Genomic DNA, 22825 nt, shown 5'->3' on the forward strand with positions numbered 1-22825 from the left:
ATGACCGGCGTCTCGCCTGTCGCGCGCGCGCCGTCCGGCGTCGGGGTCGGGCTGCGCCACGCGCACTATGCCGATTTTCTCGGCGCGCGACCGGCGGTCGACTGGGTCGAAGTGCATAGCGAAAACTACTTCGGCGACGGCGGCTACGACCTGCACGTGCTCGCCAGCGTGCGGCGGGATCTGCCGGTCAGCCTGCATGGCGTCGGCCTCGGGATCGGCTCCGCCGCGCCGCTCGATGCCGACCATCTGAACCGGCTGAAGCGGCTGGTCGCGCGCATCGACCCCGCGGTCGTCTCCGAACACCTGTGCTGGGGCGCGACGGCCGCCGGCCACCTGAACGACCTGCTGCCGATGCCGCTGACGGATGCCGCGCTCGATCATGTCTGCGCGCGCGTCGGCCAGGTGCAGGACGTGCTCGGACGGCCGATCCTGCTCGAGAACGTGTCCACGTGGCTGCGATTCGACGGCGACCGCTACGGCGAAGCCGCGTTCCTCGCGGAAGTCGCGCGCCGCACGGGATGCGGCGTGCTGCTCGACGTCAACAACCTGTACGTGAACCAGTGCAATCACGGCGAGGACGCGCTCGCGGCGATGCATGCGCTGCCGCCCGCGGTGGTCGGCGAGATTCACCTGGCCGGGCATCGCGTGACCGACGCCGCCGTCATCGACGATCACGGTTCGCGCGTCGCGCCGGCTGTCTGGCGTCTCTATGAACATGCGCTGCGCCGCTTCGGCGACGTGCCGACGCTGATCGAATGGGATACGGACCTTCCGCCGCTGAGCGTGCTCGTCGATGAAGCGCGGCTCGCGCGCGATGCACGCATTCGGGTCGGCTGCGCGAGCGACGACGGCGAGACACCATCCGGAGGTCGTCCGACCGATGCCCACCGAACTTGAGTCCCTTCAGCAGTCCTTTGCAAAGGCGCTCGACGATGCTCGGCACGAGCCGTCGCTGATCGCGCACGTGAAGCCGCTGCCGCCGGCATCCGATCCGGACGCGATGCTGCGCCGAAGAATCGGACTGTACCGCGGCAACGTCCGCGCCCACTGGCGCGCGGCGCTCGCGAACGCGTATCCCGTGCTGCTCGCGCTCGGCGGCGATGCGTGGTTCGACGCGCTGTCGCTTGCTTATGCGCGCGCGCATCCGTCACGCAGCGGCGATCTCAATCGCTTTGGCGATGCGTTGCCGGCCTTTGTCGGCGAGTACGAGCAAGACGCGCGCTACCGCTACTTCGCGGACGTCGCGCGTCTCGAATGGGCGCTGCACGAGGCCTGCTTCGCCGCCGACGTTCCGTCCTTCACGCCGCAGCAATGGCGCGACCTCGCCGACGAGCGCCTGCTCGATGCGCAGCTCGCCGTCCATCCCGCATGCGCGGCGATTGCGTCGGACTATGCCATTACCGACATCTGGTTCGCGCATCAGCCGGGCGGAACCTTCCCGACGCGGCTCGACGTCCCGGCATGGGCGCTGGTCGTGCGTCCGTTGTGGAAACCGACGGTACTCGTTCACTCCGAGACCGCGCACACGGCCTTCGTTGCACTGCAGCGACGCAGCACGCTGGCGGAAGCGCTCGACGCCGCGCTCGCGATCGATCCGCAATTCGACTTCACGGCGCAATGGCAAACGTGGATCACGACCTCGGCGATCACCGGCACGATCGACGCGGCAGCGCCGTGACGAGCCGGGTCGGCGGCCACCAACGACCGCCGAAGCCCGTCCCGACGGCCCCGCCGGCGGTACCTTTCCTCCGGCGAAATCGAGGTCGATAATGGTGCTGTTCCTGACCAGCCAGGAGAGACGCCATGACCGAACGCGCTCCGTCCCCCGACGACCCCGATCTTGCCCAGGGCGTGCCGTTGGACGATGTTCCCGAAGGCGGCATGATCGCGGGCCACGTCGGCGATCAACCGGTGCTGCTCGTGAGGCAGGCGAATGCATGCTTCGCGGTCGGCGCAACCTGCACGCATTACGGCGCCCCGCTCGCCGACGGCCTGCTGGTCGGCGATACGCTCCGCTGCCCGTGGCATCACGCTTGCTTCAGCGTGCGGACCGGCGAGGTGCTCGGCGCGCCGGCGCTGAACGACCTGACCTGCTGGCGCGTCGAGCAGCAGGACGGCAAGGTGTTCGTGCGCGACGCGCTGCCGGCAGCGCAGGCGCCGATCCCGTCGGCAGCGTCGGCCGCGGCGCACCCCAAATCGGTGGTGATCGTCGGCGGCGGTGCGGCCGGCAACTCGGCGGCCAGCACGTTGCGGCGGCAAGGGTATCAGGGCCCCATTACGCTGCTGAGCGCCGATCGCGCGTTGCCGTACGACCGGCCGAACCTGTCGAAAGACTATCTCGCCGGCACCGCGCAGCCCGATTGGCTGCCGCTGCATCCTTCGACGTTCTACGCGGATCACGACATCTCCGTGCACTGCGGCATGCGCGCGGTCAGCCTCGAGCCCGGCCGGAAATCCCTCACGTTGTCGGACGGCAGCGAGGTCGAGTACGGTGCGTTGCTGCTCGCCACCGGCGCCGAACCCGTGCACCTCACGGTCCCCGGCGCCACGCTGGCGCACGTCGCGGTGCTCCGTACGCTGGCCGACTGCAATGCGCTGATCGCGCAGGTCGGCGCTGCGCGCCGATGCGTGGTGGTGGGCGCGAGCTTCATCGGGCTCGAAGTCGCGTCTGCGTTGCGGACCCGCGGGCTCGACGTGCATGTGGTCGCCCCCGAAGCGCGCCCGATGGAGCGGATCCTCGGCGCGGCGCTCGGCGACATGGTCAGGGCGCTGCATGAGGCGCACGGCGTCGTGTTCCACCTTGGGGCGACGGTCGCCGCGATCGAAGTGGATCGCGTGACCTTGTCGACCGGCGTCGCGCTGCCCGCCGATCTGGTCGTGGTCGGAATCGGCGTGCGGCCCGACCTCGCGCTCGCCGACGAGGCCGGCCTTGCGACGGATCGCGGCGTGACGGTCGACGAATTCCTTCAGACGAGCGTACCGGGCATCTACGCCGCGGGCGACATCGCCCGCTGGCCGGACCCGAGAACCGGCGAGCGCATTCGCGTCGAACACTGGGTGGTCGCCGAGCGCCAGGGCGCGGTGGCCGCGCAGAACATCCTCGGACAGCGGCAGCGCTTCGCGGCGGTTCCGTTCTTCTGGAGCCAGCACTACGACGTCGCGATCAACTACGTCGGCCATGCCGAACACTGGGATCGCATCGACGTCGACGGCGACCCGGCCGCGCACGACTGCACGGTCAGCTACTGGCGCGACGGCAAGCAGCTCGCGGTGGCGACCGTCGGGCGCGACCTCGCGAGCCTGCGCGCGGAAGCCGCGTTCGAGCAGGCGACGCCGGCATGACGCGCGCGTGGCCCGGCGAAGGCGACCGGCCCGCGTCTGCCGCGCTCGCCCCATCGCCCCGACGCCGCACGAACGGCAACAGGAGGCTCACGATGACGACGAAGTTCAAGCTGGGGGATCGGGTCCGGTGGAATTCCGAGGCCGGCCACGTGACGGGCACGATCATCGCGATCCATACGGAGGACTTCGACTACAAGGGCTACCGACATCATGCGTCGCCGGACGATCCGCAATACGAGATCAAGAGCGACCGAACCGATCACATCGCCGCGCATCGGGGCCGCGCGCTCACGCTGATGTCCGGCAAAGGTGAAGCATGAAGCTGCCGTTCTTCACGATCGGGCATTCCGACCGCACGCTCGACGATTTCATCGGCCTGCTGAATGGTGTGGACATCGGCTTGCTCGCGGATGTCAGGAAAATGCCGCGATCGCGAACCAATCCGCAATTCAACGAGACGACGCTCCCCGTTGCGCTGGCCGCGTTCGACATCGGCTACGAACACGTGGCCGCGCTCGGCGGGCTGCGCGGCAAGTCCCGGGCGGTGTCCGACGACGTCAACGGCCTCTGGACGAACGACAGCTTTCATCGCTACGCCGACTACGCGCTATCCGGGGAATTCCGCGCGGGCCTCGATCACCTGATCGCGCAAGGACACCGGCAGCGCTGCGCCGTCATGTGCGCGGAAGCCGTGTGGTGGCGCTGTCACCGGCGCATCGTCGCCGACTATCTGATCGCGCGCGGCGAGACGGTCTTCCACATCATGGGGACGAGCCGCCTCGAACCCGCGCGCCTGACCCCGGGGGCCGTCGTTCAGCCGGACGGCACGATCGTGTATCCACGCGGCGAGGCTGGCGTCGACGCCGACGCGCCGGACACACCACCGCGTCGGCCCGATTGAGTTCGGGGTATGCCGAAGCCCGCATGGCCGGCAAAATGTCCAGCGATGCGGCCGCGCATCACGGGGATGCGTCGAACGCGCCGGCATGGCGGATCACACCACGGCGCAACGCTTCCCGCACCCGTGATCCTGCATTACCATCGTGCGTCCGCCGCGCCCGGACAGCCTCGCCGTGCTGCTGCCAGGCCCCCGCCAATTTTCCGCTCCCGCACCGATGCTCACCCTCGTCATCCTCGCCGGCCTCTGAGCCGGCCTGCAAAACGCCCTCGCGGGCGGCGGCTCGTTCGTCACGCTGCCCGCGCTGATCGTGTCGGGCATGTCACCGCTCTCCGCCAACATCACGTCGACGGTCGCGCTCTTTCCCGCGCAGGTCACGACCGGCTGGGCGGGCCGCCACATGGTGCGCGGCGTGGGCAAGCTGCCGTTCAAGGCGCTGTTCGCGATCAGCGTCGTCGGCGGCGCGCTCGGCGGGCTGCTGCTGAACACGCCGTCGTCGATCTTCTCGCGGCTCGTGCCGTGGCTCGTGCTGTTCGCGACCGCCGTATTCGCGTGGGGCAGCTTCTTCCGCAAGCCGAGCCAGGAGACGGTGCATCTCGGCCCCGTCGCGACCGCCGTCGCGCAGTTCGCGATCGCGATCTACGGCGACTATTTCGGCGGGGGTATCGGCTTCCTGATGATCGTGGCGCTGACGATGACGGGCCTGTCGCCGCGTCACGCGGCGTCGACGAAGAACGCGCTCACGGGCGTGATGAATGCGTCGGCGGTGTTGCTGTTTCTGACCTCGCCGCACCTGCATTGGCCCGCGGCGCTCGCGCTCGGCGGCGGCGCGATCGTCGGCGGCCTGTGCGGCTCGTGGGCGCTGCATCGCGTCAATGAACGGATCCTGCGGATCGGCATCGTGTGCATCGGCGCGGCGCTGACCGTCGGCCTGTTCAAGAGGCCGCTGTAACGCGCGCCCCTGCGAGCTTGCGCACGTGACGCGCAGGTTCGCGGCATTTCGTGGCGCGAGCGGCAAGTCACGCGCGGCGCGCGGCGTCCCGGCAATGCGCGCCGCAGGCACGCTCAGCCGAACGGCCGCACGCCGATCAGCCAGCCGTGCAGGAACTGCGCGAACACAGCCCAGATCACGAGGCCGGCCACGACCGTCACGACATCGGCCGACGTCCTGCCGGCCGGATAGCGCACGCCGTTGCGGCGATCGCGCGCGCGCCACACGATGAAATCGACGAACGACCACACGAGGAACGCGCCGAACAGCACGACCGCGTGCAGCGTGCCGTTCGCGAGCAGGTGCGCGACCGCCCACACCATCACACCGGCCAGCATCGGGTGCCCGACGAGCGTCCTGATGCGATTGGCCGGCACGTACGCCGCCGCGATCAGCACGAACGCGATCGCGGTCAGCATCCCCGTCAGGTGCCGCACGCCGACCGGCGACACCCACAGCAGGGTCGCGCCCGCGCGCGCGAGGCCGTAGCCCCAGATGATCAGCGCGAACCCGATGATCGACGCGATCGAATAGCCGCCTTTCCAGCCATTTTCGCCGAGCCGGGCGATCTGCGCGGATCGCCAGTCGTCCGCGAAGATGCGGATCGAATGCACACCAAGGAAGATCACTAAACCGAGAATCAGGACGAGCATCAGCTGTCTCCGTCTGGATATGAGTGGGGATGCATGCCGCGCGGCGTTCTGCGCGCCGTGTGCGCCGGCCGTTGCGGGTTCGCCCGGCAACCGGCCATGTCGTGCGCCAACGCGATCGCGCCGATCATAAACGCCGAACCGGCCGTTGTGAAGCGCGCGTGGTGCGGTGAGCTTAGGTGAAGTGCGGTAGTAAGCTACCGGCGTTGCGCGTCATCGTGGTGACACGCTATTCCGCCCGGTCCGCCCCGCTACCGCGCCGCGCGCTTCGCCTTGCGTTTCGGCGGCCCCGCGAGCAACGCGGCACGATATGCACCGCGGCACCAGTCGAACAGCGCGCCTGCGTCCTCGAGCACGTCAGCCGGAGTTTCGTAGTAGCCTTCGAGGTTGACGGTGCGCGTGCGTCCCGCATAGGAAAACGGCCCCATCCCGGCCACGACGAACGCAGGCCGGTTCACGTCGTCGACGCGCAGGAACAGCGATCCGTTCGACATGAAGCCGAACATCACGCCGTCGACCCGCAGCGACGCCCCGCTGAAGAACCGCGCGACCTCGACGTTGCCGAGGCTCGCGAGCTGGTACGCAATCTCTTCGCCGTGCGCCTTTTCAGACTGCCAGCTCATGCGCCTGCCTCACGCGCCGAGCGTGCAGCGCTGCGTCCACGCATCGCGCTCGGCGTCGGTGAATCCGACGGCCGCCGCGCTGTCGCCGATCTGCCGCCACGTCGCGCGATCGACCGGAATCCCGTCGGCGCCGCGCACCGCGCGGCTCGCGTCTTCCGGTTCGCCGGGCATCCGCACCGGCGCGTCGCCGGCCTGCGGCGACGCCTTCGCCCATTCGACGAACGCGTCGGCCTCGCGCTCCGCGTCGGCGGCTTCGAATGCGCGCGGATCGATCAGCACCGACAGCATCCCGTTGATGATCGCGCTCGTCTTCTGCAGCGTGTCGCCGTACGTCGTATGCCCGCCGACGAGCGCACCGCCGAAGATCTCGCACATCGCGGCGAGCGCATAGCCCTTGTGCAGCCCGAACGGCAGCAACGCGCCGAACGGCTTCTCGTGCATCACGGCCGGATCGTCGGTCGGCTGGCCGCGATGGTCGATCAGCGCGCCGGCCGGCACGCGCTTGCGCTGGTTGTACGCGACGCGCGTCTTGCCGTACGCGATCGCGCTGGTCGCGAAGTCGAGCACGAGCGGCGGCTTGCCCGTGCGCGGGTACGCGGCGCAGAACGGGTTCGTGCCGAAGCGCGGATCGGTGCCGTTGAGCGGCGCGACGAGCAGGTCGCCCGGCACATTCACGAAATGGAACGACACGAGGCCCGAGCGCGCGCATTGCTCGGCCCAGTGGCCGATACGGCCGAGGTGATGGACATCGCGCAGGCCGATCGCGCAGATCCCCATCCGCCGCGCGCGCTCGATCCCTTCGACCATCGCCTCGAACGCGATCACCTGGCCGAAGCCGCGCCCGCCGTCGATGGTCAGCACCGCGCCCGCGTCGCGGACGATCGACGCGTGCGCGTTGAGTTGCAATTGCCCTTCGCGCCACGACGAAACGTAGTTCGGGATCATGCCGATCCCGTGCGAATCATGGCCCGCGAGGTTCGCGCCGACCAGGTGATCGGCGACGAGACGCGCCTCGCGTTCGCTGCTGCCCGCCCGCTCCCAGATCGCGGCGACGAAGGCGTGCAACGGCTCGGCGCGCACGCGCAGGGGTTCAGTATCGGGCATCAGCGGGTCGCTCATCGGCGTGTCTCCTCGCAGTCGGGGTCCGTGGTCGGATCCGTGGCCGGGTCCGTGCTCAGCGTGCGGAAGCGATCACGTCGGCGACCGCCGCCGTCAGCTTCTTCGCATACGGCACGTGCAGGAACTCGTTCGGGCCGTGCGCGTTCGACTTCGGCCCGAGCACGCCGCACACCATGAATTGCGCGGCCGGGAAGCCCGCCTGCAGCACGTTCATCAGCGGGATCGTGCCGCCGAGGCCCATGTATGCGCAGTCGGCGCCGAAGTGGCGGCGCGACGCGGCATCGAGCGACGACGCGAGCCACGGCGCGAGGTCGGGCGCCGCCCAGCCGGTCGCCGCGCCCGCGTCGGGCTTGAACGTGACCTTCGCGTTGTACGGCGGATCGAGTTCGAGCAGTTCCTTCAGCTGCTGCACGGCCTGCGCGGCGTCGACGAGCGGCGGCAGGCGCAGCGACAGCTTGAACGCGGTGCGCGGACGCAGCACGTTGCCCGCATCGGCGAGCGGCGGCAGGCCCGCTGCCCCCGTCACCGACAGCGACGGCCGCCACGTCGAGTTCAGCAGCGCCTCGCGCGGATCGGTCGTGGTCGGCAGCACGGGCTTGCCGTCCGCGCCGCACGCCCACGGCAGGCCCTTCCATACCGCATCGCCGAGAATCGCGGCGGTCGCATCCGCTTCGCGCAGGCGGCTGTCGGGAATCTCGCAATGGAACGCGCCCGGCAGCAGGTTGCCGTTCTTCGCGTCCTCGAGCCGTTCGAACAGCTGGCGCATCACGCGGAAGCTCGACGGTGCGATGCCGCCGAACACGCCCGAATGCACGCCCTCTTCGAGCACCTCGACCTGCAGGTCGCCGGACACGAGCCCGCGCAGCGACGTCGTGAGCCACATCTGGTCGTAGTTGCCGGCGCCGGAATCGAGACACACGACGAGCGACACCTGGCCGAGCCGGTCGCGCAGCGCGTCGACGTACGGCAGCAGGTCGTAGCTGCCCGACTCCTCGCAGGTCTCGATCAGGCCGACGCAGCGCGGCCGTTCGACGCCCTGCTCGTCGAGCGCGCCGAGCGCCGCGAGGCTCGCGTAGATCGCGTAGCCGTCGTCCGCGCCGCCGCGGCCGTACAGCTTGCCGTTCTCGAACTTCGGCGTCCACGGGCCGAGATCCGCGCGCCAGCCGTCGAATTCGGGCTGCTTGTCGAGGTGGCCGTACAGCAGGATCGTGTCGGTGCTGCCCGAGCGCGTCGCGGGCGTCTCGAAGAAGATCACCGGCGTGCGGCCCGGCAGCCGCACGATCTCGAGCTTGAGGCCCTTCACGGGCTGGCGCTCGGCCCATTGCGCGGCATCGGTGACGACCCGCTCGAGGTAGCCGCGCTTCGCCCAGTCGGGATCAAATGCGGGGCTCTTCGCGGGAATCGCGATGTAGTCGGTCAGCGCATGGAGGATTTCATCGTTCCACTTGCGCTCGACGAAGGTAACGAGCTTGTCATGGTCGAGGACGGGGGTAGTGTCGACGGAGGTCATGGTGGGTGCCTGGATCGGGCTGACGAAAACCCAGATGATACGCCGACGGCCAACCGCCCGCGCCCCTTTCCGACCCAGGTCGACGCGGGTCGACGCGCGTCAGGCGGCCCGCGGCAGCATCGCGCCGAGGCCCGCCGCGCACGCGAGCGCGTCGTCCCACAGCCGGCGCGTCAGCTCACCGGCGCCTTCGTCGCGCGCGAGCGCCGCCGCCTCGCCCGACCACAGCATCGAGAAATCGTCGCGGCCCTGCCGTTCGAACGCGCCGCGCAGCGGATCGACCGCCGCCGTCGCGAGCGGAAACGCGGGCGCGACCGCGCTCATCGGCCCCTGTTCGCGCATGAAGCGGGTCATCAGGCCACGCGCGGGGCGGCCCGTATACAGGTTGGTCACGCGCGTGCCGTCGTCGCGCGCCGCGCGTACCGCCGCGCGATGCTGCGGCGAGCGGCCGGCCTGCGGCGTCAGCAGGTAGCCCGTGCCGATCTGCACCGCGCGCGCGCCGAGCGCGAACGCGGCCGCGATGCCCCGGCCGTCGGCGATCGCGCCCGCCGCGATCACCGGCGCGCGCACCGCATCGACGATCTGCGGCAGCAGCGCGAACAGGCCCGGCTGCGCGTGGATGTCGTCGGTCAGGAACATCCCGCGACGGCCGCAACCCGATCGAGCATGCACGCTTCAACGAGGCGTACATGATGCATGCGTCGACGTCGCCGAACTACGCGATCATCGCGTCGAACGACGTGAGCGCCGCGATGATGGACGGCCCCGGCGGCGAGGCGCTGACGACCGACGCGATCCGCGAGGCGGTCGCATTCCGGCAGATGCTCGGCCGCCTGCATGTGGAGTGCGAGGAGAACAACGACTGGTTCTTCAACGGCTGGCAGCCGGACACGGTGGTCGACCGCAAGACGGGCCGGCGCGTGCGCTTCCATGAAGCGGACGAGACGCTGCTCGTCACCGATCCGTCGTGCTGGGTGCTGCACCCGGGCGACGCGTGGCACGGCTTCGGCGACATCGAGGACGACTACTGCATGCTCGACCCGATCAAGGTGTCGATCCTCACGCCGGGCGTCGCGCCGAACGGCGGGCTGATGCCGGTCGGCATCCCGACGTCGGTCGTGACCGCGTATCTCGACCGGCACGGGATCGTCGTCGAGAAGACGACCGACTTCACGATCCTGTTCCTGTTCTCGCTCGGCGTGACGAAGGGCAAGTGGGGGACGCTCGTCAACACGCTGCTCGACTTCAAGCGCGACTACGACGCGAACGCGCCGCTCGAACAGGCGCTGCCCGATCTCGTCGCGCGCTGTCCGGACCGCTATGGCAAGCTCGGCCTGCGCGACCTGTGCGACCTGATGTTCAGCGCGATGAGCGACCTGAAGACGACCGAGATGATGTCGCGCGGCTTCTCGACGCTGCCGAAGCCGGACTACAGCCCGGCGGAGGCGTTCGAGCATCTCGTGCACAACGACATCGAGATGCTCGAGCTGTCGGAGATGGAAGGCCGTACCGTCGCGACGGGCGTCGTGCCGTATCCGCCGGGCATTCCGCTGCTGATGCCGGGCGAGAACGCGGGGCCGGCGGACGGGCCGCTGCTCGGCTACCTGAAGGCGCTCGAACAGTACGACCTGCGCTTCCCGGGCTTCACGCACGATACGCATGGCGTGGAGGTCGAGGATGGCGTGTACCGGGTCGCGTGCATCAAGAAGAAAGCCGGCGACACCAACACGCGCTGATCGCGCATCGCGAGCGACGCCCCGCCGGCTTGCGGCGGAGCGTCGCAACCAGCGTCGCAAGCGTCGCGAATCAGATGTTTTCCTTTTTCGTCGTGATGCAAGCGCATCCGGTGAGGCGGGCCCTCCGCCCCTTGCCTTGCCATCAGGACCTTACGCCACGATCCATCCCCTTCCGGTACGCGGCCGGACTCGTCGCCGCGATGCGCCGGAAATGCCGGCGCAGCGACTCCTCCGAGCCGAACCCCGCGCGCGCCGCGACCTGCGCGAGCGGCAGCGCCGGATTCGCTTCGAGCATGTCCTTCGCGACGTTCACGCGCTCGCGGATCAGCCACGCGACCGGCGACAACCCGGTCGCGTCGGCGAACTGCCGCTGCAGCGTGCGCGGACTCATCGCTGCCTGCGCGGCGAGCGACGCGAGCGTGTGCGGTTCGGCCGCATGCGCGCGCATCCAGTCGATCAGCTTCGCGAGCCGGTCGCTGCCACCCGGCGCGACCGGGCGCGGCACGAACTGCGCCTGCCCGCCGTCGCGATGCGGCGGCAGCACGAGCCGCTGCGCGACGCGGTTCGCGATCGCGCCGCCGTGATCGCGACGCACCAGATGCAGCAGCATGTCGAGCCCGGCCGCGGAACCGGCCGACGTGATGATCTGCCCCTCGTCGACGTACAGCGCGTCCGGATTCACGCGCAGCGCCGGATAGCGCGCCTGCAGGCGGTCCGCATAGCGCCAGTGCGTCGTCACGGTGAGGCCGTCGAGCACGCCCGCCGCCGCCAGCACGAACACGCCCGAGCAGATCGTGCACAGCCGCGCGCCGCGCCGGTGCGCGGCCCGCAGCTTCTTCAGCAGCGGTTCGGGCGGCAGTTCGTCCGGATCGCGCCAGCCGGGGATCACGATCGTATCGGCGCGATCGAGCATCGCGAGCCGGTACGGCGCGGCGACCGTGATGCCGCCCGCCGCGCGAACGGGCCCTGGCTCGCTTGCGCAGACCGCGAAGCGATACCAGTCGACGCCCAGTTCGGGACGGTCGAGCGCGAACAGTTCGACCACGCAGCCGAATTCGAAGGTGCAGAGGCGATCGTAGGCGAGCGCGACGACGAGATGATTTTTCATGGCGCGATGTTACCGGAACTTGTCGATCACGCCACTGCCGCGCGGCGCGGCGAACCGCGATACTGGCCCCATCTTCAACGCACGCTTCACCGTGATCCGCACCCCTTCAGGAGACCCTTCGCATGTCCTACGTTACCGACGTCCCCGCCGCCGACAGCCCCGCCGCCCTCGCGCATTTCGAAGCGTCGCTGCGCTTCGAGACCGACTGCTGGGACGTCCACGACGCGCTCGCATCGGGTGCACCCGACTTCGTGCTGCTCGACGTCCGTGGCCCCGACCTGTTCGCCGCCGGGCACGTGCCCGGCGCGCGCAACCTGCCGCACCGCAAGATCGTCGCGGGCAAGCTCGCCGCGTACCCGGCCGGCACGCTGTTCGTCGTCTATTGCGCCGGCCCGCACTGCAACGGCGCCGCCCGCGCCGCGATCCGCCTCGCGCGTCTCGGGCAGCCGGTCAAGCTGATGATCGGGGGCATCACCGGCTGGCTCGACGAGGGTTTCAGGCTCAGTAACGATGCGGCCCAGGCAGCGCCCGAAGCCGCCCGATCGTGATCAAAAACGCAACAATCAATTGCCAGCACAAGAACGCGAAACGCGCGACAATCGGTCGCATTGCAGTCCGGATGGAGCAGCAACATGCAGACCGAAGTCCTGATTCAAGCCGCCGGTTCAGTCGCCGCGGTCGCGCTCTACTTTCTGCCGGCCATCATCGCCGACCGGCGCGGCCGTCACGACAAGCTGACGATCGCGCTGTTCAACGCGCTGTTCGCGTGGACGGGCATCGGCTGGCTGATGACGCTGTACTGGGCCTGCCAGCCGAACCCGCAAGCCGACGTCGCGCAGACCATCCTCGCGAAGCGCCGCGGCATCAGCATGCGGACCTTTTCCACCGGTCTCGTCGAACGCGTGCAGCGCCGCGTCGCCCAGGAGCAATGGGCGCAGAAGCAAGGCTGCCGCTAACCCCCTTCCCGTTCCCGTGCGTTACCGTGCCGCCGCCTCGAACTTCGGCATCCTGACGTTGGTCGAGGCCCGGTAGCGCCAGCTCAACGCGTCGCGCGGCGGTATACCGTCCGCGCCGCCCACCCCCGCTTCAAGCAGCCACGCGCCGAACGCGCCCGCCGTCACCGCCCGCGCGATCCGCTCGCCGGGACAGCCGTGCGCCCCCATCCCGAAGCCGAACGTCGCGTCCGGCGGCCGGCCGGGGTTGAAGCGATGCGGATCCCGATGCACCGCCGGATCGCGGTTCGCGGCCGCGAGCACGACGAGGATCGCCGCGCCCGCATCGACGGTCACGCCGGCAAGCGTCGTGCGTGCGGCGGCGAAGCGCCGCGTGTTCTGCACCGGCGCATCGAAGCGCGCTACTTCCGCGACGAACGCGTCGAGCGTTGCGTCGTCCGGCATGCAGGTTCCGCCTGCGGGCCGCTTGGCCGGGTCGAGCCATGCGACCAGCGTATTGCCGAGCCACGCCGCCGTCGCCTCGCACGTCTGCGACAGCAACCCGACCAGATTCGCGATCAGCGCGCCGCTCGCGTGCCAGCCGGCGTCCCGCGCCGCGCGCTGCACCGCCGCGACGAGGGTGCCGTCGGTCGCAGCCGTCGCAGCAACGAGCGCCGTCATCCGGTCGAGCAACCGACCCGCCGCGTCGCTGGCACGCGCCAGTTGCGAATCCGTCGACAGCGGCGACAGCGCCGCGACGAAATCGGTCACCCATTCCGCGACCGCATCGAGCCGAGTGTCGTCGAAGCCGAGCAGATCGGCCACCGCGCACACGGGCACTGTCATGCACCACGCATCGAGCGCCTCCGGCGCGGCCTGCTTCGGCATGCGCCGTGTGGCGAGCACGGCCGCGCGCCGGCGCAACGCGTCGGTATCGACCGACGCGAGCGCCGCGTGCAATGCGCGCTTCGGCACATCGTGCCGCAACGCGCCGTCGTTCATGCGCACGAGCTGCGCGAACAGTTCGCCGGCCGTCGTGCCGCGCAGCGCGAGCGGCACCGGATCGGCAAGCGGCCTGACGCGGCACGCCGGATCGGCGAGCACCGCGCTCACGCTCGCGGCGCGGCTCGCGACCCACAGGCCGAGCGCGGCATCGAACGCGAGCGGCGGCCCGTCGACGAGCGCTGCGTAGTAAGGATAGGGATCGCGGTGCGTGACCGCGGCAATCGGATCGGTCGGGTTCGGGTTCATGCACGCAGTATCGGCGCCGCCGCACACCGGATGTTTCGCGCTGACGTGAAACGTCGATGCGGCGGGCCGCCGTGCCGCCGCTTATGCCGCCGACCGGTAGCGCTGCCCCTGCATGCGCACGCGTACGCGCCCGGCCGAGATCGCGCGCGGCTCCGGCACGACCGTCTCGTGATGGAACATTTCCTGGCGGAAGTGGCCACCTTCGTCGAACCACTGGCAGATCAGCCAGTCGGCCTCGTCGAAGACGACCGGCCCGGCGTAGGTGACCGTCATGCGCGGCCCGCCGGTTTTCAGCGTCACGACATCGCCGACGCGAAACCGGGTACGTAGCATATCTCGGATCGTCATGGCTCTCTCAGCACATTTATATTGATTTTCCGGAAGCCGGAGCCGCCGGTATTTTTCAGATGGAATGAAGATTATCAATCACAAAATAAACCGGCAACTCCCGCGCGCAGAAAAAATCCTGGAAAAAAGCCGCGAACGCCCGCCCGGCAGGTGGTTTGTCAGGATACGTCAAGCGCATCGACATGGAATCACGAAATATCCGGAATAAAAAACGGGATGCAATGAACGTGTCATGCATCCCGCCTGTTCAGCCATCATTTAATCGAAAGCAAAATGAACTGATTCACATCAATCGATGCACGGGCTGGAATCGATCCCACGCATTTTCATGCATCATTTCCCGAACGAGACGGGCGGATTGTTCTCCGCAGCGAACCATTGATTGAGCTGGCGTCCCGGCACCGCTGCTTCCGCGAACGAAAACGTGCCATCGCGCACCATCTCCGTCACGCCGCGCAGGAACGCGCCAAGCGCTGCGCGCGCCAGCGCGCCGCCGACACTCACGCGCTTCACCCCGAGCGCCGCAAGCGCATCGAGGCTGTGCGTCGCGCCCTGCAGGCCCATCACGACGTTGACCGGCGCATCGACCGCGCGCGTGACGGCCTCGATCTCGCCGGGATCGGTCAGGCCGGGCGCGTACAGCACGTCGGCGCCCACGTCGCGATACGCGACAAGGCGCGCGATCGTGTCGTCGAGATCGTGGCGGCCGTGCAGGTAGTTTTCGCAACGTGCGGTCAGCGTGAACGGAAACGGCAACGCGCGCGCCGCGGCAACGGCCGCCGCGATGCGCTCGACCGCCGCGTCGTGCGGATAGATCGGTGCGTCGGCCCGGCCCGTCGCGTCCTCGATCGAGCCGCCGACCGCGCCGGCCCCGGCCGCGAGCCGGATCGTTTCGGCGACCGTGTCCGGCGCGTCGCCGAAACCGTTCTCGAGATCGGCGCTCACCGGCAGCCCGCCCGCCGCCACGATATCGGCAATGTGCGCGAGCATTTCGTCGCGACCGATCGCGTTGTCCGGACGGCCGCGCGAAAACGCGTACCCGGCGCTCGTCGTCGCGAGCGCGCGGAAGCCGGCCATCGCGAGCAGCCGTGCGGTGCCCGCGTCCCACGGGTTGGGGAGGATGAAGGCGCCGGGTTGCGCGTGCAGCGCGCGGAAGGCTTCGGCGTGGCGGGCTTGCAGATCGGAATGGGTCGTCGCGGGGGTCATCGTGGGCTCCGTCGGAAAGGGAAACCCAAGCATACGCGGGTGCACCGCGACGACGTTTCGGCATGCGGTGAAATATCGATGCGCGCGATTTACAGCGCCGTACGCCGCCTTCCTTTACCGCCCCCGCTTCATCAAACCACGTACGCTCCTTTCGCATGCAGCTCGACTTCCGCGCGTTCGAGTGCGGCGATCGCATCGCTGCCTTCGAGCGCGAGCAGCTGCGCGACGAGCGCCTCGGCGAGCGCATGCGCGGCGACGAGCGACGGGAAGAACGACGGACTGTCGTGCGTGAAGATCAGCTGCGCATCGGCATGCAGCGCGATCGGCGACACGGCGCTGTCGGTGATCGCGACGATCCGGCTGCCCTGCGCCTTCGCGGCCTGCGCGACACGTGTCGCCTCGGCCGAATACGGCGCGAAGCTGACGACCACGGTCGCGCTCTGCTTCGCGATCGTGCGCAGCTCCATCTCGAGCGAACCGGCGACGCCCGTCAGCAGCGACACGGTCGGCCGGAACAGCCGGTAGCCGTAGACGAGCCCGAACGCGACCGGATAGCACGAACGGAAACCGGCGACATGCACGTGCGATGCCTTGCGGATCAGCTTCGCGGCTTCGGCGAGCGCCTGCGCATTCTGCGTGGCGGTCGCCGCGAGATTGTGCTGCTGTGCGGCGAGCAGGTCGTGCGCAAGCGACGCCTTCGCGTCGGGCCGCACGAGCGAGCGCGCGCGTTGCGTGAGCGGCTCGGGGCGCGTGCGCACGCGCGCGACGCACAGGTCGCGCAGCTCGTTCCAGCCGGGAAAACCGAGCTGCTGCGCGAGCCGCACGAGCGACGCGGGCTGCACTTGCGCGCGCTGCGCGACCTTGCGCATCGACGACACGGCGACTTCGTCGGGATGATCGAGCAGAAACGCCGCGCCGGCCTGGAATTGCGGGCTCAGCCCGGAAAATTGCGCCCGGATCCGGGACGCGAGTTCGTCGAAATTGTCGGCCATCTTGGAGAGAACGGGAACCGGTCGCTCATGGTATCACCGGCTCCCCGCGCACCGTTCAGCGCACCACGTCGATCCGGTCGGCATCGACCTTCACGCGGCCCGACCATTTGCGCTCGAATTCGCCGGTCAGCTTCACTTCGCTGTTGTCGCCGACCGGCTGGCCGCCGGCCCACAGCTTGTCGTCGATTTCGACGCGAATCGTGCCGGTCGCGTCCGCGAAGTCGTAATCCTCGCCGCCGGCGTGCTTGACGATGCGGCCCTGCAGCAGCACGTGCTGATCGTCCTTGCCGTTCGCGAGCAGCTCTTTCACGGTCGTCGTCGTCAGCGACGACGGCCCTGTGTATTGCGCGTAGACGGCGGCCGGCAACGCGGCGAGTGCGATCGCCAGGATTCTGGTCAGTGGCTTCATGATTTCGTTCCTTTTTCTTGACAGGACGTCGCGCTCCCGATGAGCGCGACGTCCGCAGATTACGGACCGTAAGATTAAGCAAACCTGAAGATCGCGGCGACGCGGCGGGGTGCCGCGTTGGACAGATGCGAATTTGTCAGCCGGAATGTGTGCAGCAGGCCGCTGCGCCATTGCGCCGACCCACCGTCGACGTGCCGGCATGCCCGCGGCGGCACCAACACTCGTACCGCCCCGCCCGCCGGACATCCCCCCTCGCCCCACGCTTAAGCTCCCCCTAAGACGCGCGCGCTTATCATAGGCAGACCGGGCGCCCGTACGGCGCCTTCACGGAGAAACACGAACACATGCGCGTACTGCTCGTCGAGGACGATCCGCTGATCGGCAGCGGGCTCGAACAGGGTCTGAAACAGGAAGGCTTCGCGGTCGACTGGGTCACGGACGGCGAAGCCGCGTCGCTCGCGCTGCGCACGACCACCGGCTACGGGCTGCTGCTGCTCGATCTCGGGCTGCCGAACCGCGACGGACTGTCGGTGCTCGCCGCGCTACGCCGCCGCGACGAAAACCTGCCGGCGATCGTCATCACCGCACGCGACGGCCTGTCCGACCGCATCGCCGGCCTCGACGCCGGCGCGGACGACTATCTCGTCAAACCGTTCGCGCTCGAGGAACTGCTCGCGCGCATCCGCGCGGTCAACCGCCGCCATGCGGGCCGCGCGCAGACGACGCTCGCGATCGGCCCGCTGCGGCTCGATCCCGTCAAGCACCTGGTCTGGCTCAACGACGACGAAGTGCCGCTGTCGCCGAAGGAGTTCGTGCTGCTGCACGAACTGATGCGCGAACCGGGCGCCGTGATCTCGCGCGAGCAGTTCGAGGAACGCCTGTACAGCTGGGGCGAGGAAGTCGAGAGCAACGCGGTGCAGGTGCACATCCACAACCTGCGCAAGAAGCTCGGCCACGACATGATCCGCACGGTGCGCGGCGTCGGCTACCGGATCGGTGACGGCGCATGACGGGCCTGCAGCGCGCGGTTTCACGCTGGCGCGGCGTATCGCTGCGGCGCCGCCTGCTGCTGTGGCTGATGCCGGCCGCGTGCGTGATCGGCCTGCTCGCGAGCGCGGGCACCTACTGGGGCGCGCTGCGCGAACTCGACGACCTGCTCGACGACCAGATGCGCAGCATGTCGAAACAGATCGTCGTCGGCCCGAACGGCGAGCTGTCGTTCAAGAGCCATGCGGAAGGCGAACACGGCTTCAAGGTCGACGATCCCGACGCGGTGCTGCTGCAGGTCTGGCGCAACGGCACGCTCGTCTATTCGACCGACCGCGACTCGAAGCTGCCGCCGCCGACGCAGGCCGGCATCGCGGGCGTCGACGTCGACGGCACGCCGTGGCGCACCTACGTAACGCAGCGCGGCGGCACGACGATCCGTCTCGCGCAGGCGCGCCGCGCACGCTGGGAAGCGATCGCCGGCATCGCCGTGCACCTGCTGTGGCCGGTGTTCTCGATGCTGCCGGTGCTCGCGATCGGCCTGTGGTTCGGCATCGGCGAGGGGCTGCGGCCGCTCGCCGCGATCGCCGCCGGGCTCAAGCGCCGCAACGCGAACAACCTCGAACCGGTCGACGTCGCGTCGATGCCGAACGAAGTGCGGCCGCTCGCCGAAGCGATCAACGACCTGCTCACGCGGCTCGATCGCTCGTTCACGCTGCAGCGGCACTTCATCGCCGATGCCGCGCATGAACTGCGCACGCCGATCATGGGCCTGTCGATCCAGTCGCAGCTGCTGCGGCGCGCGGCGACGGCGGACGAGCGCGAGCGCATCCTCGCGCAGATCCATGCGGGCACCACGCGGCTCGGCCACCTGGCCGAGCAGTTGCTGACGCTCGCGCGCATCGAACCCGATGCGCAGACGGCCGCGTTCGCGCCGGTCGATCTCGCCGCGCTGTGCCGCTCGGTGGTCGCGGACCGCGCGCGCGTCGCCGACGCGCATCGCGTCGATCTCGGCGCGATCGTGACGACGCCCGTCAAGGTCGCGGGCAACGCCGACACGCTGCGCGTGCTGCTGAACAATCTTGTCGACAACGCGATCCGCTATGCGGGCGATGGCGCGCGCGTCGACGTCGGCGCACGCATCGAAGGCGGCACCGCGGTGCTCGAGGTGGCCGACACCGGCCCCGGCATTCCGGAAGGCGAGCGTGCGAACGTGTGGGAACGGTTCTATCGCGGCGCCGGTGCGCAGACGGCGACGAACTCGGGCAGCGGGCTCGGCCTGTCGATCGTCAAGCGGATCGCCGAGCAGCATCGTGCGGCGGTGACGCTTGCCACCAGCGCGGGCGGCCACGGCCTCACCGTCGCGGTGCACTTCGATGCACCAGCCTGACGCCGGCGCGACAGGCGATTTGTCCACAGATTTTGTTGGCAAGGTTGTGGATATCCTGCGCACCACTTCGCCAAGTCCTTGATCCGACGGGCTTTGGCACGCGTGATGCAGACGCCGCGTGCGAATCTGGATCAATGCGCGCCGCTTTTGCATCGCCCGCACCACGATGCGCCGGCGATGCACCGTTGTTCACCACCGCCGCCATCGCCTGCTCGCGCGGGTGCACATCACTTCACTTACTCACAGATTTTGTTGGCAAGCTTGTGGATATCCTGCGCAAGCGTGCGATAACTCATTGATCGCGCAGCGAAACACGATCGGCGTCACGGATGCGGCAATGCAGCGCGCCGATCGGCGACGCCACGGGCGAATCGATGCGCATCCGGCACGCGCCGCATCGGCTTGACGCACCGCACGCGCGGGCGTCAAGATCGCGCTAGTCGCTGCAGGCCGATCGCCCCGCCCGCGACTCGTGCACCACGCCAGACACCGCATCCCGCCCTGTTCAAGCAGCACAACGACAACACCTGTTCGAGGAGAAGGCCATGCATCACATGCACCATTTCTCCGCCGTGAAGTTGTTCGTCACGCTCGTCATCTTCGTGATCTGCGTCTATCCGTATGTCCGCATCGTCCGGCGCACCGGTCACTCGGGCTGGTGGGTGCTGACGATGATCGTGCCGCTGCTGAACATCATCATGCTCTGGGTGTTCGCGTTCGCGCGCTGGCCTACCGTCGACGACCGGCGCGACTGACCGTTCGCCGCGTCGTGACGCTCCCGGCCGTACCCGGCGCATCGCGCGCATCGCCTTGCGCTTCGCACCCGACGCGACGCCCCGTTCGCGGCGACGTCCGTTGTCCACAGATTTTGTTGGCAAGGATGTGGATAGCCTGCGCATAGCGCAGGCAAATGCTTGATCGGAAAGGCTTTCCTTGCATCGTCGCGAATGAGGCACGCGGCGTGCCAACCCGATGCCGCGCACCGTCGCCCCGCGTCGCGCGCGCATGCTCAGATACCCGCCAGCGTCTTTTCCACAGTTTTTGTTGGCAAGCGTGTGGATATCCTGAGCATGCTTGAGCTAAGTGGTTGATCCCACAACGTTTCGACGCACGCATCACGTTTGCGGCACGGCGCCGCGCCACCAACACGATGCGTGACGCGTCGATCAACCGAGCGCCGCGATCGCGATGCGCGTCGCCGACGCGATCACGTCGTCCTTCGCCTTCGCGTCCGCATTGGCTTGCGTGTAATACACCGTCAGCACGACCGGCCCGCGCGCGGGCGGCCACAACACGCCGGCGTCGTTCGTCGTCCCGTAGTCGCCGGTGCCGGTCTTGTCACCGACCTGCCATCCTGCCGGCACGCCCGCGCGAATCCGCTTGTCCCCGGTCTTGTTGCCGCGCAGCCAGTCGACGAGCTGCGCCCGCTGCGGCGCGGGCAACGCGTCGCCGACCGCGAGCACGCGCAGGCTCGCCGACATCGCGGCAGGCGTCGTCGTGTCGCGCAGGTCGCCCGGCAACGCGGTGTTCAGCTCGGTCTCCCAGCGGTCGAGGCGGAACATGTCATCGCCGATCGAGCGCGCGAACGCGGTCAGCCCGGGCGGCCCGCCGATCAGCTTCAGCAGCAGGTTCGCGGCCGAGTTGTCGCTGTACTGGACCGCGGCCGCGCACAGCCCGGCAACCGTCATTCCGGCGCCGACGTGCTGCTCCGTCACCGGCGAATAGCGGACGAGGTCGGCCTGCCGGTACGTCACGCGCTGCTGCAGCAGTGCCGGACGCTCGACGCTCTGCGCGAGCACCGCCGCGCTCAGCATCGCCTTGAACGTGCTGCAGAACGGGAACCGCTCGTCGGCACGATGCTGCACGCGCCGGCCGGTCGCGGTGTCGATCGCGCATACGCCGAGGCGTCCGCCCGCCGCGCGTTCGAGCGCAGCGAGTGCATCAAGCGGCTGCACGGATGCGTCGGACACCGCGCCCGCCCGCGACGACGCGCACGCGCTCACGGTCAGCACGAGGGGCGCCGTCGCGGCGGCCAACAGCAGGGTTCGACGTTGCGATGAATGGGTCATGTCGTTTGTCTCGTGGTGGAATGGTGGTTCGATGCCGGCCCGGCGACACGCACTATCGCGACTTTACGGTTAGCTGACAAGCAACGATAATTGAGCGCTGACGAAAGAATTTCTTATGACGAAGCTCCGCCCCCACCTTCCGCTCAATGCACTGCGCGCGTTCGAATCGTCCGCGCGCCACCTGAACTTCACGCGCGCAGGCCTCGAACTGAGCGTGACGCAGGCCGCCGTCAGCCAGCAGGTCCGGATGCTCGAGGAACGGCTCGGCTGCACGCTGTTCACGCGTTTGCCGCGCGGGCTCGGGCTCACCGACGAGGGCCGCGCACTGCTGCCGGTGCTGAGCGACGCGTTCAGCCGGATCGAGACGGTGCTCAAGCAGTTCGACGGCGGGCGCTTCCGCGAGGTGCTGTCGCTCGGCGTTGTCGGCACGTTTGCCATAGGCTGGCTAATGCCACGCCTGAAGCGCTTCGGCGATACCCACCCGTTCGTCGAGCTGCGGCTGCGCACCAACAACAACGTCGTCGACCTGGCCGCCGAAGGGCTCGATTTCGCGATCCGCTTCGGCGTTGGCAACTGGCCGGCGACCCGCAACGAGCGGCTGCTCGACGCGCCGCTCACCGCGCTGTGCGCGCCGGAGATCGGCAAGCGCCTCGCGCGGCCGGAAGATCTCGCGAACGAAACGCTGCTGCGCTCGTATCGCACCGACGAGTGGCTCGGCTGGTTCGCGGCCGCGCTGCTCGAGCCGTGGCCGGTCAACGGCCCCGTGTTCGACTCGTCACGGCTGATGGTCGAGGCGGCGATGCAGGGGGCCGGCGTCGCGCTCGCACCGGCGTGCATGTTCGCGCGCGAGCTGCAGCTCGGCCTGCTCGTGCGGCCGCTCGACATCGACGTGCAGGCGGGCGGCTACTGGCTCACGTCGCTGAAGTCGAAGCCCCTCACGCCGGCGATGACGCTGTTTCGCGACTGGATCGTCGGCGAAGCGGCAGACGCGGCGCCGCTTGCGTGAACACGCGGCCAAGCTCCACACCGGCCGCTTGTCCACAATTTTTGTTGGCAAGGATGTGGATATCCTGGGTACCCGGCAGCTAACTCATTGATCGCGCATGATTTCCCGCTGCGATGCGCGTATCGGGCAGCCCACCCCGAAAGCGCCGCGCAACCGCTGCGCATTGCCAACCGTGACGACACAATAGCGCGCCCCTTTTCCACAGATTTTGTTGGCAAGCCTGTGGATATCCTGCCGACGCATCGCGTAACACCTTGATGC

Annotated in this window: 22 protein-coding genes and 3 pseudogenes; 13 read left to right on the forward strand and 12 right to left on the reverse strand. The window is 68.9% G+C overall.

From position 1 onward, the window contains the following. From bufB to ACV229_RS27410, 6 genes are all read left to right on the forward strand, one after another. The gene (gene bufB, locus ACV229_RS27385) at positions 1–897 is read left to right on the forward strand and encodes an MNIO family bufferin maturase (protein ID WP_448086245.1); all 897 of its coding nucleotides are present in this window, start codon (positions 1–3) and stop codon (positions 895–897) included. Then, positions 881–1678, forward strand: a complete 798-nt coding sequence (locus tag ACV229_RS27390) for an HvfC/BufC family peptide modification chaperone (RefSeq protein ID WP_448086246.1) — start codon at positions 881–883, stop codon at positions 1676–1678. Before bufB ends, ACV229_RS27390 begins: the two co-directional genes overlap by 17 nt. A gap of 125 nt (positions 1679–1803) precedes the next feature. Further along, on the forward strand, positions 1804–3342 hold the full coding sequence (locus tag ACV229_RS27395) for an FAD-dependent oxidoreductase (RefSeq protein WP_448086247.1): 1539 nt from the start codon (positions 1804–1806) through the stop codon (positions 3340–3342). A 92-nt stretch (positions 3343–3434) separates the two neighbouring features. Then, positions 3435–3662, forward strand: coding sequence for a DUF2945 domain-containing protein (locus ACV229_RS27400; RefSeq protein ID WP_448086248.1), 228 nt, complete (start codon positions 3435–3437; stop codon positions 3660–3662). Next, positions 3659–4243 carry a DUF488 domain-containing protein gene (locus tag ACV229_RS27405; protein ID WP_448086249.1) on the forward strand — a complete coding sequence of 195 codons (585 nt, stop codon included), beginning with the start codon at positions 3659–3661 and terminating at the stop codon, positions 4241–4243. Before ACV229_RS27400 ends, ACV229_RS27405 begins: the two co-directional genes overlap by 4 nt. A gap of 253 nt (positions 4244–4496) precedes the next feature. Continuing rightward, on the forward strand, positions 4497–5192 hold the full coding sequence (locus tag ACV229_RS27410; protein WP_448086323.1) for a sulfite exporter TauE/SafE family protein: 696 nt from the start codon (positions 4497–4499) through the stop codon (positions 5190–5192). 113 nt (positions 5193–5305) lie between these two features. On the opposite strand, the gene ACV229_RS27415 is transcribed toward ACV229_RS27410, so the two are convergent. From ACV229_RS27415 to ACV229_RS27435, 5 genes and pseudogenes are all read right to left on the reverse strand, one after another. Further along, positions 5306–5884, reverse strand: coding sequence for an NnrU family protein (locus ACV229_RS27415; protein ID WP_448086250.1), 579 nt, complete (start codon positions 5882–5884; stop codon positions 5306–5308). Positions 5885–6135: 251 nt separating this feature from the next. Beyond that, positions 6136–6504: pseudogene (locus tag ACV229_RS27420) on the reverse strand (TfoX/Sxy family protein); the annotation flags it as partial. A gap of 9 nt (positions 6505–6513) precedes the next feature. Further along, positions 6514–7623 (reverse strand): malate/lactate/ureidoglycolate dehydrogenase, encoded by a 1110-nt coding sequence (locus ACV229_RS27425; RefSeq protein ID WP_448086251.1) that lies wholly within the window; start codon positions 7621–7623, stop codon positions 6514–6516. A 55-nt stretch (positions 7624–7678) separates the two neighbouring features. Further along, positions 7679–9133, reverse strand: a complete 1455-nt coding sequence (locus tag ACV229_RS27430) for a M20 family metallopeptidase (protein ID WP_448086252.1) — start codon at positions 9131–9133, stop codon at positions 7679–7681. 99 nt (positions 9134–9232) lie between these two features. Then, a pseudogene (locus tag ACV229_RS27435) lies at positions 9233–9781 on the reverse strand (NAD(P)H-dependent flavin oxidoreductase); the annotation flags it as partial. On the opposite strand from ACV229_RS27435, the pseudogene ACV229_RS27440 reads away from it, so the two are divergent. Continuing rightward, positions 9772–10866, forward strand: a pseudogene (locus ACV229_RS27440) (Orn/Lys/Arg family decarboxylase); the annotation flags it as partial. The pseudogenes ACV229_RS27435 and ACV229_RS27440 overlap by 10 nt on opposite strands. A 142-nt stretch (positions 10867–11008) precedes the next feature. Here the strand turns inward: ACV229_RS27440 and ftrA are convergent. Next, positions 11009–11974, reverse strand: a complete 966-nt coding sequence (gene ftrA, locus ACV229_RS27445; RefSeq protein ID WP_448086253.1) for a transcriptional regulator FtrA — start codon at positions 11972–11974, stop codon at positions 11009–11011. A gap of 122 nt (positions 11975–12096) precedes the next feature. On the opposite strand from ftrA, the gene ACV229_RS27450 reads away from it, so the two are divergent. Further along, positions 12097–12522: a rhodanese-like domain-containing protein gene (locus tag ACV229_RS27450; protein WP_448086254.1), complete on the forward strand. Its 426-nt coding sequence runs from the start codon at positions 12097–12099 to the stop codon at positions 12520–12522. An 84-nt stretch (positions 12523–12606) separates the two neighbouring features. Continuing rightward, on the forward strand, positions 12607–12930 hold the full coding sequence (locus ACV229_RS27455) for a superinfection immunity protein (protein ID WP_448086255.1): 324 nt from the start codon (positions 12607–12609) through the stop codon (positions 12928–12930). Positions 12931–12951: 21 nt separating this feature from the next. Here the strand turns inward: ACV229_RS27455 and ACV229_RS27460 are convergent, their stop codons facing one another. The 5 genes from ACV229_RS27460 to ACV229_RS27480 all read right to left on the reverse strand — a co-directional run bounded on the left by ACV229_RS27460 (position 12952) and on the right by ACV229_RS27480 (position 17112). Next, on the reverse strand, positions 12952–14157 hold the full coding sequence (locus ACV229_RS27460; protein WP_448086256.1) for a cytochrome P450: 1206 nt from the start codon (positions 14155–14157) through the stop codon (positions 12952–12954). Positions 14158–14238: 81 nt separating this feature from the next. Further along, positions 14239–14505, reverse strand: a complete 267-nt coding sequence (locus tag ACV229_RS27465) for a YodC family protein (protein ID WP_448086257.1) — start codon at positions 14503–14505, stop codon at positions 14239–14241. A 333-nt stretch (positions 14506–14838) separates the two neighbouring features. Further along, on the reverse strand, positions 14839–15711 hold the full coding sequence (locus ACV229_RS27470; protein WP_448086258.1) for an isocitrate lyase/PEP mutase family protein: 873 nt from the start codon (positions 15709–15711) through the stop codon (positions 14839–14841). A 131-nt stretch (positions 15712–15842) separates the two neighbouring features. After that, positions 15843–16703 carry a MurR/RpiR family transcriptional regulator gene (locus ACV229_RS27475; RefSeq protein ID WP_448086259.1) on the reverse strand — a complete coding sequence of 287 codons (861 nt, stop codon included), beginning with the start codon at positions 16701–16703 and terminating at the stop codon, positions 15843–15845. 55 nt (positions 16704–16758) lie between these two features. Beyond that, positions 16759–17112: a YgiW/YdeI family stress tolerance OB fold protein gene (locus ACV229_RS27480; RefSeq protein WP_448086260.1), complete on the reverse strand. Its 354-nt coding sequence runs from the start codon at positions 17110–17112 to the stop codon at positions 16759–16761. Positions 17113–17456: 344 nt separating this feature from the next. Between ACV229_RS27480 and ACV229_RS27485 the strand changes: the two genes are divergently transcribed. From ACV229_RS27485 to ACV229_RS27495, 3 genes are all read left to right on the forward strand, one after another. Continuing rightward, positions 17457–18122 carry a response regulator gene (locus ACV229_RS27485; RefSeq protein WP_448086261.1) on the forward strand — a complete coding sequence of 222 codons (666 nt, stop codon included), beginning with the start codon at positions 17457–17459 and terminating at the stop codon, positions 18120–18122. Then, a complete protein-coding gene (locus ACV229_RS27490; RefSeq protein WP_448086262.1) occupies positions 18119–19489 on the forward strand; it encodes a sensor histidine kinase in 1371 nt (456 codons plus the stop codon). Before ACV229_RS27485 ends, ACV229_RS27490 begins: the two co-directional genes overlap by 4 nt. 554 nt (positions 19490–20043) lie before the next feature. Further along, on the forward strand, positions 20044–20244 hold the full coding sequence (locus ACV229_RS27495) for a hypothetical protein (RefSeq protein ID WP_448086324.1): 201 nt from the start codon (positions 20044–20046) through the stop codon (positions 20242–20244). A gap of 411 nt (positions 20245–20655) precedes the next feature. Here ACV229_RS27495 and blaPEN-bcc read toward each other — a convergent pair whose 3' ends face one another. Then, positions 20656–21558: a PEN family class A beta-lactamase, Bcc-type gene (gene blaPEN-bcc, locus ACV229_RS27500; protein ID WP_448086263.1), complete on the reverse strand. Its 903-nt coding sequence runs from the start codon at positions 21556–21558 to the stop codon at positions 20656–20658. A gap of 115 nt (positions 21559–21673) precedes the next feature. On the opposite strand from blaPEN-bcc, the gene penR reads away from it, so the two are divergent. Next, complete coding sequence (gene penR, locus ACV229_RS27505; RefSeq protein ID WP_448086264.1) at positions 21674–22564, forward strand: beta-lactamase transcriptional regulator PenR; 891 nt, start codon at positions 21674–21676, stop codon at positions 22562–22564. Positions 22565–22825 lie beyond the last annotated feature (261 nt).

Source organism: Burkholderia sp. MR1-5-21 (assembly GCF_053427715.1).